Origin of the sequence: Pseudoflavonifractor sp. An85, from assembly GCF_002161235.1 — a bacterium.
GTDB lineage: Bacteria > Bacillota > Clostridia > Oscillospirales > Oscillospiraceae > Enterenecus.
In genome coordinates this window covers 1-13,555 of sequence record NZ_NFHE01000046.1, presented here as the reverse complement: position 1 = coordinate 13,555, position 13,555 = coordinate 1, and the positions used below count along the sequence as shown (strand labels likewise).

General features: G+C 61.8%; 10 protein-coding genes. 3 read left to right on the top strand and 7 right to left on the bottom strand.

Annotated elements, in window-relative coordinates:
• Window positions 1-372 precede the first annotated feature (372 nt).
• The 5 genes from argB to recJ all read right to left on the bottom strand — a co-directional run bounded on the left by argB (window position 373) and on the right by recJ (window position 9,237).
• Window positions 373-2,742, bottom strand: coding sequence for an acetylglutamate kinase (gene argB, locus B5G37_RS13460; protein ID WP_087258655.1), 2,370 nt, complete (start codon window positions 2,740-2,742; stop codon window positions 373-375).
• A gap of 28 nt (window positions 2,743-2,770) precedes the next feature.
• Window positions 2,771-3,475 carry an amino acid racemase gene (locus B5G37_RS13455; RefSeq protein ID WP_087258653.1) on the bottom strand — a complete coding sequence of 235 codons (705 nt, stop codon included), beginning with the start codon at window positions 3,473-3,475 and terminating at the stop codon, window positions 2,771-2,773.
• 15 nt (window positions 3,476-3,490) lie between these two features.
• Complete coding sequence (locus B5G37_RS13450) at window positions 3,491-4,708, bottom strand: ATP-grasp domain-containing protein (protein WP_087258651.1); 1,218 nt, start codon at window positions 4,706-4,708, stop codon at window positions 3,491-3,493.
• A 136-nt stretch (window positions 4,709-4,844) separates the two neighbouring features.
• Complete coding sequence (locus tag B5G37_RS13445; RefSeq protein ID WP_087258649.1) at window positions 4,845-7,088, bottom strand: bifunctional (p)ppGpp synthetase/guanosine-3',5'-bis(diphosphate) 3'-pyrophosphohydrolase; 2,244 nt, start codon at window positions 7,086-7,088, stop codon at window positions 4,845-4,847.
• Between the two features lie 70 nt (window positions 7,089-7,158).
• A complete protein-coding gene (recJ, locus tag B5G37_RS13440; protein WP_087258647.1) occupies window positions 7,159-9,237 on the bottom strand; it encodes a single-stranded-DNA-specific exonuclease RecJ in 2,079 nt (692 codons plus the stop codon).
• A 181-nt stretch (window positions 9,238-9,418) separates the two neighbouring features.
• Between recJ and lexA the strand changes: the two genes are divergently transcribed.
• The 3 genes from lexA (at window position 9,419) to B5G37_RS13425 (ending at window position 12,325) form a co-directional block, all read left to right on the top strand.
• The gene (lexA, locus tag B5G37_RS13435; RefSeq protein ID WP_087258645.1) at window positions 9,419-10,018 is read left to right on the top strand and encodes a transcriptional repressor LexA; all 600 of its coding nucleotides are present in this window, start codon (window positions 9,419-9,421) and stop codon (window positions 10,016-10,018) included.
• Between the two features lie 283 nt (window positions 10,019-10,301).
• The gene (proB, locus tag B5G37_RS13430; protein ID WP_087258642.1) at window positions 10,302-11,075 is read left to right on the top strand and encodes a glutamate 5-kinase; all 774 of its coding nucleotides are present in this window, start codon (window positions 10,302-10,304) and stop codon (window positions 11,073-11,075) included.
• A gap of 2 nt (window positions 11,076-11,077) precedes the next feature.
• Complete coding sequence (locus B5G37_RS13425; protein WP_087258640.1) at window positions 11,078-12,325, top strand: glutamate-5-semialdehyde dehydrogenase; 1,248 nt, start codon at window positions 11,078-11,080, stop codon at window positions 12,323-12,325.
• A 42-nt stretch (window positions 12,326-12,367) separates the two neighbouring features.
• Here B5G37_RS13425 and B5G37_RS13420 read toward each other — a convergent pair whose 3' ends face one another.
• On the bottom strand, window positions 12,368-12,841 hold the full coding sequence (locus B5G37_RS13420; RefSeq protein WP_087258637.1) for a DUF4358 domain-containing protein: 474 nt from the start codon (window positions 12,839-12,841) through the stop codon (window positions 12,368-12,370).
• The coding region (locus B5G37_RS13415) for a GDSL-type esterase/lipase family protein (protein ID WP_242962897.1) at window positions 12,838-13,555 on the bottom strand (718 nt) is incomplete at its 5' end. The genes B5G37_RS13420 and B5G37_RS13415, both read right to left, overlap by 4 nt.

Sequence of the window (13,555 nt, the reverse complement as noted above, 5' to 3'; positions counted from 1 at the left end):
GCCGCTCAACGTCCCAATGTGGATAGCACTTGCCCCAGAAGAACAGGGCCTGTCAAAGGTGGTGGCTGCCAGTCTGCACCTGATCCCGACGCTTTTGCCAAAGAAGCACCACGGTTCTATACGGGGAGCATTAGCGGCAGCGGCGCAAGGAGAGCAGACAATCCTCCTCACCTCAGCGTCGGTGTGGGATGCTCCAGCGCCGTGCACGGAGACCTCTCAGGGGGGTACCTAGGGGGGAACGCCCCAGGCGATTCTTTCCCCGATTTCTTATCGCTGAGAAATCGGGCCCAGCGGAGCGTCCTACCAGGGAAATGGTAAGTCAAAGATAAAAAACCGGAGAGGCAGAGTTTTTCTGCCTCTCCAGTTGTGATATTAAGGGGTGAGAATGGTGCCAGACACCCGCTGGTGCAGTACATCCAGCAGCAGCACGTGCTCACAGTGTCCGTCCAGGATGGATACCTCGCCTACGCCAGATTCCAGGGCGTGGAGACAGCCTTGGACCTTGGGCACCATGCCTCCGGCGATGAGGCCGGCGTCCATGAGCTCTTTCGCCCGCTGGGCATCCATGTGGGCCACGGCGGTCTTGGTGTTGTGACTGTCGATGAGGATGCCCCCCACATCGGTGAGGAACACCAGACGGTGGGCGTGAAGGGCCTCGGCGATGGCCTGGGCGGCGTCATCGGCGTTGCAGTTGTACCCGGCCCCATCGCCCCCGGCAATGGGGGACACCACAGGGAGGAAGCCCGCCCCCAGCAGGGTCTCCAGCAGGCGGGTGTCCACCTGGGTGATCTGACCCACCCGGCCCAGGGCGGGGTTCTTGCACTGGGCGGTAATGAGATGGCCGTCTTTGCCGGACACGCCCACAGCGGACACATCCAGGTCGCCCAGGGCAGAGACAATGGCTTTGTTCACCTGGGCGGACAGGGCCATCTCCGCCACCCCCAGGGCGGCCTCGTCGGTGACCCGGTAGCCGTTTTCAAAGTGGGTGGGCACCTGGAGCCGCTCCAGCAGGGCGGTAATGTTCTTGCCGCCGCCGTGGACCAGCACCACCCGCAGGCCCGCCATTTGCAGGGTGGCCACATCCTGGAGAATGGAGTCCACCGCCCCGTCGGGGCCCAGGGCGGAGCCGCCGTATTTCACCACCACAGTCTGGCCTGCCATTTCTTTCAGGGCGGGGAGGACGGAGGAGATGGAGCGCACCTTCTCCAGCCCGTCCAGGCCGTGGGTGACGTCGTACTCTTGCAGGAAGGTCTTGGAGTAGTCCACATCCGAGGGGGTGTCGATGTATTCCAGACCCCGCTTCTGCCGGGTCTCTGCCCCCTTGCCGGTGATGAGGATGACGGTGGGCTCTTTGCAGCCCAGAATGGCCTGGCGAATGGCCTCGCCGCGGTTGGGCTGAATCTCATAGGCGCAGCCCTGCTCGGCCACGTGGGTGGCGATCTCCTTGCAGATGGACACGGTGTCTTCCTCGCCGGAGTCCTCCTCGGTGAGCACCACCAGGTCGGAGTACTTGCCGGACACCTCGCCCAGGTCACGGCGGCGGTCCAGGGCCTTTTTGCCGGGGCAGCCGAACACGGTGACAATGCGCCGCCCGGGGTACTCCTCCAGCACGGACTTAAAGAGGGTCTCAAAGCTCATGCGGTTGTGGGCGTAGTCCACAATGGCGGTGATGTGGTCGTTGGCGTTGGTGTATACCTCCATGCGTCCCGGCACTCGGGCCTTCATCAGGCCCACATAGATGCACTGCTGGGGGATGCCCAGGGCGTGGCACACGGCGATGGCGGCCAGGGCGTTCTCGGTGTTGAAGAGGCCGGGCATGGTCAGCTGGAACTCCCGGGACTGGCCCCCGGCAATGGTGACCCGGAAGATGATGTCGTTGCCCCGCTTGCGGATGTGGGAGCCGTACACGTCGGCCTTGGGGTTGGTGCGGGAGAAGGTGACCACACGGCGGCAGTCCCGGCGGGCGGCTTCCTCTACACGGTCGGCGTGGTCGCAGTCCAGGTTGACGCAGGACACCTCCGCCTGGGCGAAGATTTTCAGCTTGGACTGAAAGTAGTCCTCAAAGTCGGGGTGCTCGATGGGGGAGATGTGGTCGGTGCCGATGTTCAAGAAACAGACGGCGGCAAATCGGGTGCCCAGGGTGCGGTGGTATTTGAGGGCCTGGGAGGACACCTCCATGGTGAGATATCCCAGCCCGGAGGCCAGAGCGTTGGCAAAGTGCTTTTGCAGCTCCAAGGGCTCGGGGGTGGTGAGGTGGGACTCGAACTCCTCCACGCCGTCGTAGGTGTCGATGGAGGAGATGACGCCGCAGCGCACCTTCCGGCTGGACAGATACTCGTCCAGGATATATTTCAGGTAATAGGTGGTGGAGGACTTGCCCTTGGTGCCGGTGATGCCGATGACGTTTAAGAGGCGAGAGGGGTCATTGTAGTACAGCACGGCAAAGGGGGCGATGACCTGGCGCATGTCGGTGACATGGAAGCAGGGCAGGTCCACCTCCGGGTAGGGGGTCTCGCTGACGTAGGCGAAGGCCCCCCGGTCGGCGGCCTGCTGCAGGTACTCGGGCCGGAAGTGGGCGCCCTTACACAAAAACAGGGTGCCAGGCACCACGTTTTTGGAGTCGTAGGACACCAATTCCACGGTGCGGGACAGATCCAGCCCCGCGGGCAGAGGAGCGGCCAGGAGGTTTTTGGTGGTGAGGAGATGGCAGTAGGTCTCCAAGGGGTACATGGTTAGATTCATGACAGATACCTCATTTGTCAACAAGTGGTTAAATCATACGCAGCTGGTAGCCGCAGCGGGTGACGGCGGTCTCCGCCAGCACCTCCATGGCATCCACATAGAACGGGGGCAGGTTGTGGTAGGTGCGGAACACGGACAGTTCCGTGCAGGCCAAAATGGCGCAGTCGCACCCGGCACGGCGCACCGCCTTGTCGATGGCGGCGAACTTCTCCCGGCTGCCTCGTTCCCCCTGCTTGATCTCATCGTAGATGATGGACATCACCAGCTTCTGGGTGTCCGGGTCGGGGGCCACAGCCTCCAGGCCGTACTGGGCGCAGGCGGCCTGATACAGCCCCGACTGGATGGTGCCGTCGGTGGCTAGAATGGCAGGACGGCGGCGGCCCTGGGCATAGATGGCGGCGGCGGTCTCCCGAATCATGTGGAGAATGGGGGTGTGAATGTCCCCTTGCAGCTTGTCCACAAAGTAGTGGGAGGTGTTGCAGGGGATGGCGATGGCGGTGCAGCCGCAGTCCTCCAGCAGCTTGGCGTCCTTCAAAAGCCGCCCATACAGCGCCTGGGTGTCCCCCGAGAGGATGGCGGCGGTGCGGTCGGGCATTTTGGTGTCGGACAAAATGAGGGTGGGCAGGTGTTCCTGGTCACAGTTGGCCTCGGTGCGGTCCAGCACGTATTGGTAAAAGACCTGGGTGGCCTGGGGGCCCATACCCCCCAAAATGCCCAGTTTTTGTTCACTCATAGTCTGGAATCTCCCTTAGTTCTGGGGCTTTTTGCAGTATTTGCGGAAGCGGTGGATGTTGCCGATGTGGTTTTTCCAAATCCGCCAGATGCGGCCCAGGGTGTAGTCGGGGCGGTACTCCATGGAGTGGTGGTCGGCCCCGGCCCGGATGAGGGCCTTCATCTGGGGGTGGTAGTTCTTGGGGATGAACTCATAGGCCAGACACCGGGGGATCATCCGCCACAGGCTCTGGTTTTTCACCACGGTGAGGGGCAGATCCTTCCCTTCCACCAGGTCGCCCACCAGGTAGGTGGCGATGTTGTGGCCCGAGCCGGTGACATAGTAGTTGGAGCGGCCCTGGCGGCAGTTGATCTCAAAGGCCTTGTACTTACCGTCTCGCTGATCGTACTTGATGTCGAAGTTGGAGAAGCCCACGTACCCCAGGTCCTCCAGCATGCCCCGGATCTTGTCGCACAGCTCCTGCTGGTGCTCGGTGATGATGACGGCGTGGTTGCCGATGCCGTGGGGGGAGTGCTCCTCCAGCAGCACGTGGCCCAGGCACATGAGCTTGACCTTGCCGTTCTGGTCGGAGTAGTTGGTCAGCACCCGCATGTAGGTGTCATCCCCGGGAATGAACTCCTGGAGAATCATTTTGCCCGGATACCCGGCGGCGTACACCTCGTCCAGAGCGCCCAGCAGCTCCTCCCAGGTGTCGCACAGGTATACCTTTTTCAGCTCGCTGTGGCCGGTAGCCCAATAGGCCACGCCGTCGGCTGGCTTGGCGATGTAAGGGGCGCCAAAGGGAGGCTTAAAGTCGTGGCCCATCTCTTGGTTGTAGACGAAGGTGGTGGGGTGGTCAATGCCGTACTGGTCGCACAGGGCGTAGAACTGCTCTTTGTCGGTGAGCCGGTCCAACATTTCCCCGGAGATGTAGTTGCACTTCACGTTTTCCGGGAACTGGTCTTTCAGGTGGGCGGCCAGCTTCACATAGCTGTCTCCGCAGCCGATGACCAGCACCGTCTTGGGATACACTTCCCGGGCCACGTCGGTGACGTTTTTCAAAAAGGCGTCTGCGTTTTCGTTTTCCAGGCAGGGCCGGTAGTCAATGATGGAGCTAAAGGCGCAGGGGAAGGTGGCGGCGAACTTGCCGAAGGCGATGCTTTTCACGCCGTAGGCCTCGTGAAAGGCCCGTGCCACGCTGTACACGTTGATATCCCCGCCAAAGAGCAGGGGCTGGAAGGAATGGGTTTCCATTTCAAAGAGGACTCCTTTAACTAAATTCTCAAAAATGCAAGCATTTTTTCGAGGAGGTTTAGCCCGGTTGCGGGCTGAACCGTGTATTTTCATAAGTTTCCCCGCCTTTGGGCGGGGAAACTTCGCTTCAGAGTTTTTATCCGTTTGCTCTCTGTACTAAGAACACACCCTGAATCTGGGACAGCTTGTTGATGACGGTGTTGAGCTCGGCGCGGTCCTTCACCGACAGCTCCAGGAAAATGGTGGCGTAGCCATCGGGCTGGGCACGGGCGGAGAGGTTGTTCACCTTCACCTTCTGGGTAGACAGGGCCATAGCCACGTCCAGGGCCAGGCCGTCCCGGTCCTTGGCGGAGATCTCCAGAGAGGTACGGTAGCTGGTCTGATCACTGTCCACCCAGGACACCGCCACCCAGCGGCCCGCCTCCTCCGGCTTGCGGCGCAGAGGGTCGGCGTTGGGGCAGTCCTTGCGGTGGATGGACACGCCATAGCCCCGGGTGATGAAGCCCACAATGGGGTCGCCGGGGACGGGGGTGCAGCACTTGGAGAACTTCACCGTGCAGTTGTCCAGGCCCTCCACCAAAATACCGTTGGAGGAGTGGCGGGGCTTTTGGCCCGTGGGGGTGGACACCTTGGCCGCAGCGGGGAAGATGGTCTCTCCCTTGCTGAGGGAATCCTGGAGCACCTTCTGCTCGGCCTTGTGCTGGTCCTCCCGGTGGATGCGCAGCAGCTCCTCCTTGATGCGGGCCACCGCCTTCTGGGCGGACATGCCGCCGTAGCCAATGGCGGCGTACAGCTCGTCCAGAGAGCCGAAGCGCAGACGGCGCAGCAGCGCGTCAGTGACCTCGGCGGGAGAGGTGATCTGGGCCATGGTGAGCCCTGCGTGCTTCAGTTCGGTCTCAAAGGTGGCCCGACCGGTGGCAATGTTCTCCTCCCGGCGCTCCTTTTTGAACCACTGGCGGATCTTGTTTCTCGCCTCGTTGGACTTACAGATTTTCATCCAGTCTCGGCTGGGGCCACGGGCGGCCTTGGAGGTGATGATCTCCACAATATCCCCGTTTTTCAAGGGGGTATCGTAGGTGACAATGCGCCCGTTGACCCGGGCTCCCGTCATGGAGTTACCCACGGCGGAGTGGATGGCATAGGCAAAGTCAATGGGGGTGGCACCGGCGGGCAGGCTCTTCACGTCGCCATTGGGGGTGAAGACGAACACCTCGTCGGCGAACATATCTACCTTCAGGGTGCTGACAAATTCCTCGGCGTCGGTGTCCTGCTGGCTCTCCAGCAGCTTGCGCACCCACTCAAATTCCTTTTCGCTGCCCAACTGGTCGTTGGCCAGCCCCTGCTTGTACTTCCAGTGGGCGGCCACGCCGTACTCGGCGGTCTGGTGCATCTCCCAGGTGCGGATTTGCACCTCGAAGGGGATGCCGTCCCGGCCGATGACGGTGGTGTGCAGGGATTGGTAACCGTTGGGCTTGGGGGTGCCGATGTAGTCCTTGAAGCGGCCCAACACCGGGTTATACATATCGTGGATGGAGCCTAACACATTGTAACAGCTGGGGATGTCGGGCACAATGACGCGGAAGGCATATAAATCAAAAATTTCCTTGAAATTTTTGTTCTGTGTGTACATCTTCCGGTACAGGGAGTAGATATGCTTGACCCGGCCGTACACTTTGCACTCAATGCCGTCGGCAGCCAGACGCTGCTCCAGCTGCTGCTGGATGTTGGTGAAGAATTGGGCGTTGCGGGTGGTGGTGTTCTCCAGCTCCTGCTCCACCTCCTCGTACCCAATGGGGTCCAGGTAGCGCAGGGACAGGTCTTCCAGCTCCCACTTGATGCGCTGCATACCTAAGCGGTGGGCGATGGGGGCGTAGATCTCCATGGTCTCCAGAGCCTTTTCCCGTTGCTTTTTCTCGGATTGGTACTGGAGGGTGCGCATGTTGTGCAGCCGGTCGCACAGCTTGATGAGAATCACCCGCACGTCCTGGGCCATGGCCATGAACATTTTGCGCAGGTTTTCCATCTGCTCCTCTTCCTTGGAGGTGTACTGCATCCGGGTCAGCTTGGTGACCCCTTCCACCAGGTCCGCCACCGTGGAGCCAAAGAGTTTGGCGATCTCGTCATGGGAGGCGTCGGTGTCCTCGATGCAGTCGTGGAGCAGGGCGGCCAGAATGGAATCCAGGTCCAAATCCAGCTCGTTGACAATCTCCGCCACGGCCAGGGGGTGGATGATGTAAGGCTCTCCACTTTTGCGCAGTTGGGTGCCGTGGTGGGCTTCAGCATAGTCAAAGGCGGCCCGCAGCCGCTTTACGTCGGCGTTGGGGTTGCGCTGGAGCACCTGTTGTTCCAGGGCCTCGTAGCGTTTTTCCATGGATTCCATGGCAATACCTCCTTTCCCCCACAGATGGGGGCTGGGGGACAAAAGCCCCCGCGCTCTCTCAATATTCTTCTCAAATACGGCGGGAATCATGCCGCAGGCGGCGCATCATCTCCGCCTGCTCCAAATCCACCTTTTCCCGGGGGCGGCACAGCCGCACGGTGGCCAGCTGCTCCTCCACCACCACCTGAATGAGCCCTCGGTCGTCCATGACGTGGAGACACACCAGGGCTTTGCCCCAGGAGCGGTGGCCAGACAGGCAGCGGGTGGCCTGACGCACCAGCTGGTCCATGGGGGCCTGGGCAGGCCCGGCGGCGCACAGCTGCTCCAGGTACCGCCACAGCTGAGCAAAGTCCCGGCGCTGGGGCAGCATCAGCGAGGCCTCCCAGGGGGAGAGGGACTCCCCCGCCCGCAGACGGTGGAATAAGGTACGCTCCAGTTGGGAGCGGGTGGGGGCGGGGCGCAGGTCGCACAGCTGGAGCTGCACGGTGCGGTTGCCCCGGAAGTGGTTGATTTGCAGAGAAAAGACAATATCCAGCCGCTGGCCGTTTTCCAGCTGGCAACTGGCGGAATTGGCGGAAAAGAAAATGGCGTCCATGACCACCCCGTCCCGGCGCAGCTTCAACTTCAAGTGCCGCCCGCCTCCCACATCCGTGTGGGAGAGCACGCACACCGAGCGCAGCAAAAATACCGGCTTGGGGTTGCCGGACCCGAAGGGCTCCAGCAGGGACAGGGCCTCCACCTCCTGGGTGGACAGCAGGGAACAGTGGGGAATCTCACAGTCCACATCCAAGGTGGACTCCATGGGCTGGTGTCCGGCGTAGTCCTGCACCAGGCGGGCCAGGGCAGAGCGGAAGGCGGGAATGTTGTCCCGGCGGATGGAGAATCCGGCGGCCAGTTCGTGGCCACCGTATCCGTCCAGCAGGGGGGCGCACTGCTCCAGGGCGGCAAAGAGGTTGAACCCGCCGAAGGAGCGGCAGGAGCCCTTGCCCTTGTCCCCGTCCAGGCTGATCATAAACACCGGGCAGGCGTATTTCTCCGCCAGACGGGAGGCCACAATGCCGATGACCCCCTGGTGCCAGCCGTCCCCGGCCAACACAATGGCGGGGCCTGCCAGGGCGGGAGTGTGGGTGAGCAGTTGGTCGCAGTGTTGGAAAATCTCCAATTCAATGGCTTGGCGCAGGCGGTTGAGCTGGCACAGCTGCTGGGCCAGCTCCTCCCCCCGCTGGGGGTCGTCGGTGAGCAGCAGCTCCAGGGCCACCCCCGCCTGTTCCATGCGCCCGGCGGCGTTGATGCGGGGGGCAAGCCCGTAACCCACTGTGACGGTGGATGGGGTTTGCCCTCGGGGACAGCCTGTCTCCCGCAGCAGGGATTGCAGACCAGGGCGGGCGGTGTGAGCCAGTTGCTCCAGCCCCTGGTGTACCAGGGCCCGGTTTTCCCCTTGCAACAGCATCACATCCGCCACCGTACCAATGGCGGCCAGCTCTCCATACTGGGCCAGTACCTGGACCCGCAGATGGGCGGGGGTGAGGGCCATGGCCACCTTCAACGCCACCCCCACCCCTGCCAGGTCGGGGAAGGGATAGGGACAGTCGGGGCGGCGGGGGTCCACCACGGCCACCGCCTGAGGTAAGGTCTCCTTGCACTGGTGGTGGTCGGTGATGACCACGTCCACCCCCAGGCTTTGGGCGTACTCCACCTCTTTGGTGGCGGTGATGCCACAGTCCACCGTGACAATCAGGGTGACACCCTGCTGGTGCAGCCGCTCCACCGCCTGGTTGTTCAGGCCGTACCCCTCTTGGATGCGATCCGGAATGTAGCTGACCACCTGCCCGCCCAGGGAGCGGAGAAATTGGGTGAGCAGACAGGTGGAGGTGATGCCGTCCACGTCGTAGTCGCCGTAGACAGCGATGGTCTCTTGGTTGCGTAGGGCCTGGTCAATGCGCGCCACGGCCCGGTCCATGTCCCGCATCAAAAAGGGGTCATAGAGCAGGTCGGAGCCATGGGCCAGAAAGGCCGAAGCCTGTGGGGCGGTGTCCACCCCACGGGCACAGAGGACGGCGGCGCACAAGGGGGGCAATCCGGCCCCCTCCAACTCCGCCCGGGCGGCCCCAGTGCCGGGAGGGCGGAGATTCCACCGATCATATTTCATAGGGTTCATTCCTTAAGAAAAATTATCTTTAATTATATCAAAGTTGGGATATTATTTCAACATCTCCCCCTCAAGAAGCGGGGGAATCATTTGAAAGAATGGAACAAATGTTTGACATTGCCCAGGGGCCGTGGTAAAATGGAGAAAACAGTTGGAATGTCCGGGAAAGGGGCTGTGCCGTATGAGTAAATTGAGCCAAAAGCAGCAGGAGATCTACGACTACATCTTGTCCTTTGCCCAGGAAAACGGCTATCCCCCTTCGGTGCGGGAGATTGCCCAGCATGTGGGACTCAAATCCCCCTCCACCGTCCACTTTCACCTGAAGGGCCTGCGGGAGGCGGGGCTCATCACCCAGGCTGAAGGCAAAACCCGGGCCATCACCATCACCGATGGCAGCCACAACCGCCGGGACCAGGTGCCCCTGGTGGGCTCGGTGGCTGCCGGCAGCCCCATTTTGGCCGAGGAGTGCATTGAGGATTACCTCACCTTTGACACCGGCGGACGGGTGGGGGAGCACTTTGCCCTGCGGGTGCGAGGCGAGTCCATGCTGGAGGCGGGGATTCTCCCCGGCGACCTGGTGGTGGTGCACCAGCAGCGGGACGTGAAAAACGGGGACATTGTGGTGGCTCTGTTTGAGGACGAGGCCACGGTGAAGACCTTCCGGCGGGAAAATGGCCATGTGTGGCTGTATCCGGAGAACTCCAGCGGGGAGTACCAGCCCATTGACGGGGAAGGGGGCTCCATCCTAGGCCGGGTGGTGGCTGTCGTTCGCCGCTACTGATTTCCACAAAGGGGCAAGACCCCTTTGTGGAGGGGTGCAGCCCACTGCGTCGCACTCGCCATGCTCGCACGCTTGCGGGCTGAGAAGTGTATTTTCCCATGCGCATGTCCTGGGAAAATACGTGATTTCAATTTTTCCACCGCCTGCAGGCGGTGGAACTCTGCGATGCTCAGGTGGGACGTACGGTTTTTGCAAAGAGAAGCCCCTGAAAAGGGGCTTTCTTTTTTTGCCCCTGCGTGATATGATACCTGTAATCTGGCACATTAAAGTAAGAGGGATAACCATGAGAATTGTAGTGAAAATTGGCACCTCCACCTTGGCCCACCCCACCGGGCGGCTGAACATCCGCCATGTGGAAGAGCTGGTGAAGGTGCTGTCCGATTTGGAAAATGCGGGACATGAGACCATTTTGGTCTCCTCCGGCGCCATTGGCATGGGGGTGGGCAAACTCAACCTGCCCGGTAAGCCCCAGGACATGCCCACCAAGCAGGCCGCCGCCGCCGTGGGTCAGTGTGAGCTGATGTACACCTACGACCGGCTCTTTGCCATGTACAACCACACCGTGGCCCAAATCCTCCTCACCGGCGAGGACATTGACCACGCCGACCGGCGGGAAAACTTCCAGAACACCCTGGAGCGGCTGCTGGAGATGGGTGTGATCCCCGTCATCAACGAAAACGACACCGTGGCCACCGCCGAGATCAAGGTGGGCGACAACGACACCCTGGGGGCCATCGTGGCCTGCTGTGTGGGAGCGGACGTGCTGGTGCTGCTCAGTGACATCCAGGGCCTGTACACCGCAGACCCCCATAAAGACCCCAATGCCCAACTGATTGACAGAGTGGACCATATTTCCCCGGAAATATTGGCTCTGGCCGGCAGTGCCGGCAGCGCCCTGGGCACCGGCGGCATGGCTACCAAGCTGCGGGCGGCCCAGATGGTTATGGAGAAAGGGTGCGACATGATCATCGCCCACGGCGAGCACCCGGAACTGCTGTATGATATGGTGGAAGGCAAGCCGGTAGGCACCCGGTTTTGCGCCCAAAAGGAGGAGTGAATATGACCACCCAGGAACTGCTGCGCTGCGCCAAGGCGGCCAAAAAACAGGTGGCGGCTGCCACCACGGAGGAGAAAAACCGAGCCTTGCTGGCCATGGCAGACCAGTTGGAAGCCCATGAGGCGGACATTCTGGCCGCCAATGCCCAGGATGTGGAGCGGGCTCAGGGGGTCATTGCCCCGGTGATGGTGGACCGGCTTCTGCTCACCCCCCAGCGCATCCGGGACATGGCCACTGGCATCCGGGAGGTGGCCGACCTGCCCGACCCGGTGGGGCAGGTCTTGCGGCGGGAGGAGCGGCCCAACGGGCTGGTCATTGAGAAAACCGCCAGCCCCATGGGGGTCATCGCCATCATCTACGAGAGCCGCCCCAACGTCACCTCGGATGCGGCGGCCCTGGCTTTGAAGGCGGGCTCGGCCTGTGTGCTGCGCTGCGGCAAGGAGGCCCACCAGTCCGCCGCCGCCATTGTGTCGGCCCTGCGGGAGGGTCTGGCCCAGGCGGGTCTGCCCCAGGACGCTGTGGTGCTGGTGGAGGACACCACCCGGGCCTCCGCCACTGAGCTGATGCAGGCCAACGGCCTGGTGGATCTGCTCATTCCCCGGGGTGGGGCGGGGCTCATCCGAGCCTGTGTGGAGCAGGCCACCGTACCCGTCATTGAGACGGGCACTGGCATCTGCCATGTGTACGTGGACCAAGACGCAGACCTGGATATGGCCCTGAACATTCTGGAAAACGCCAAGTGCTCCCGGCCTTCGGTGTGCAACGCCTGTGAGGTGTGTCTGGTGCACCAGAGCGTGGCCCAGGAGTTTTTGCCACAGCTCTGCTGCCGCCTGGTGGAGGAGCGGAAGGAGAACCCGGTGCAGCTGCGGCTGGACACCCGGGCCTCCGCCATCATTCCCGGTCAGGCTGCGGGAGAGCAGGACTTTGACACGGAGTTTTTGGATTATATCCTGGCTGTGGGGGTGGTGGACAGCCTCAGCGAGGCCATCGACCACATCAACGCCCACTCCACCGGCCACAGCGAGGCCATTATCACCGCCAATGCCCAGGCGGCCCAGACCTTTACCACCCAGGTGGACAGCTCCTCGGTATATTGGAACGCCTCCACCCGGTTTACCGACGGGGGCCAGTTCGGCCTGGGTTGTGAGATGGGCATCTCCACCCAGCGGCTGCACGCCCGCGGCCCCATGGGCCTGGGCGAGCTGTGTACGTACAAGTACATCGTCCGAGGCAACGGACAGATTCGATAACAAAAAAGACGGAAACCATTGGTTTCCGTCTTTTTTCTCAGGTTAGTTGCCCAGCTGGTCCACTACGCTGGGCAGCTTGGAGGGGTCGCCCACGGCCAGGAGCACCGTGTTGCCCAGCCGACGGATCACAGCCCCTTCCAGGCGGGGCACGGCGGCGGGGGTGTAGTCCTTGGCGGTTTTCAGCTGGTTGTCCAGCCGCTTTTCACAGGCAGTCTCGGCGGTCTGGGCGGCGGCCTCGTCGGTGAGAACCAGAATGGTCAGCTCATCGGCGCTCACCGAGGTGTTGGCGGCCAGGTAGCTGACCCCGTCCTGGATGGTGTCGCGGTCAATATCGTAGAGCATGGCCACGGTGTCCAGGTCGATTTCCGCCATGTCTCCGTCAAACACCCCGGCATCCATCAGCACCTGGGCGTCGTCCACGGTATAGGCGGAGGGGGTTTTCGGGGAGCTGGAGGAGCACCCCACCAAAGATACCGCCATCAGGGCGGCAAAGAGCAATGCCAATTTCTTTCTCATGTCTCATGCACTTCCTCAGAACGTTGTGGGGTGGAGCCCTCTTTGCGGCTCTGGTCAAAACGCTGGAAACTCATGGTATGGCTGGCCATGTAGTCCACCCAGCGGCGGTAAGCACCGGGGGTAAAGTGGACGCCGTCCGAGGCCAGATCCGCGGGCAGGGAGCCATTTTCGTCCCGGTAGGCGGCCCCGGTGTCCACCAGTGCCACCTTGTACTTGGTGGCCAGTTCCACGATCACCTTGTTGAAGGCGGCCACGTTGGTATTGTTGATGGAGTCGTTCAGGCTGTTCTTTTTGGCGGTCTCCTCGTTGACCGGGGGCAGGGTTTGCAGGTAGATGACCGCATTGGGCTGGATCTCAAGGACCCGCTCCAACAGCTTGGACAGCCCCGAGCGGTAGCTCTCCAGGGGATAGCCCAGCTCGTTGATGCCCATCATGATATACACACTCTGATACTTTTTCAGGGCCAGAGCTTCCAAAATGGTGTAGTCCTTGCCGTCGATGGACACCACTTTGTAGTCTTCATCGTCCACCCGGAACACATTCATGCCCCGGGAGAAGAAAAAGTCGCCGTATTGTAGGCCGCTGTAGGCCTTCAGACCCTCGGTGCGGGAGTCGCCAATGAAGGCGGCGGTTTCAAACCAGCTGTCCTCCACCGGGTCAGATTCTTCCACATAGGAGCCAAAGGTGTAGGGGGTGATGGGGCCTTCCGATGGG

Excerpts from the sequence above, each read along its gene's own strand:
- argB (WP_087258655.1), bottom strand. The coding sequence starts at position 2,742 with ATGAATCTAACCATGTACCCCTTGGAGACCTACTGCCATCTCCTCACC.
- B5G37_RS13455 (WP_087258653.1), bottom strand. The coding sequence starts at position 3,475 with ATGAGTGAACAAAAACTGGGCATTTTGGGGGGTATGGGCCCCCAGGCC.
- B5G37_RS13450 (WP_087258651.1), bottom strand. The coding sequence starts at position 4,708 with ATGGAAACCCATTCCTTCCAGCCCCTGCTCTTTGGCGGGGATATCAAC.
- B5G37_RS13445 (WP_087258649.1), bottom strand. The coding sequence starts at position 7,088 with ATGGAATCCATGGAAAAACGCTACGAGGCCCTGGAACAACAGGTGCTC.
- recJ (WP_087258647.1), bottom strand. The coding sequence starts at position 9,237 with ATGAAATATGATCGGTGGAATCTCCGCCCTCCCGGCACTGGGGCCGCC.
- lexA (WP_087258645.1), top strand. The coding sequence starts at position 9,419 with ATGAGTAAATTGAGCCAAAAGCAGCAGGAGATCTACGACTACATCTTG.
- proB (WP_087258642.1), top strand. The coding sequence starts at position 10,302 with ATGAGAATTGTAGTGAAAATTGGCACCTCCACCTTGGCCCACCCCACC.
- B5G37_RS13425 (WP_087258640.1), top strand. The coding sequence starts at position 11,078 with ATGACCACCCAGGAACTGCTGCGCTGCGCCAAGGCGGCCAAAAAACAG.
- B5G37_RS13420 (WP_087258637.1), bottom strand. The coding sequence starts at position 12,841 with ATGAGAAAGAAATTGGCATTGCTCTTTGCCGCCCTGATGGCGGTATCT.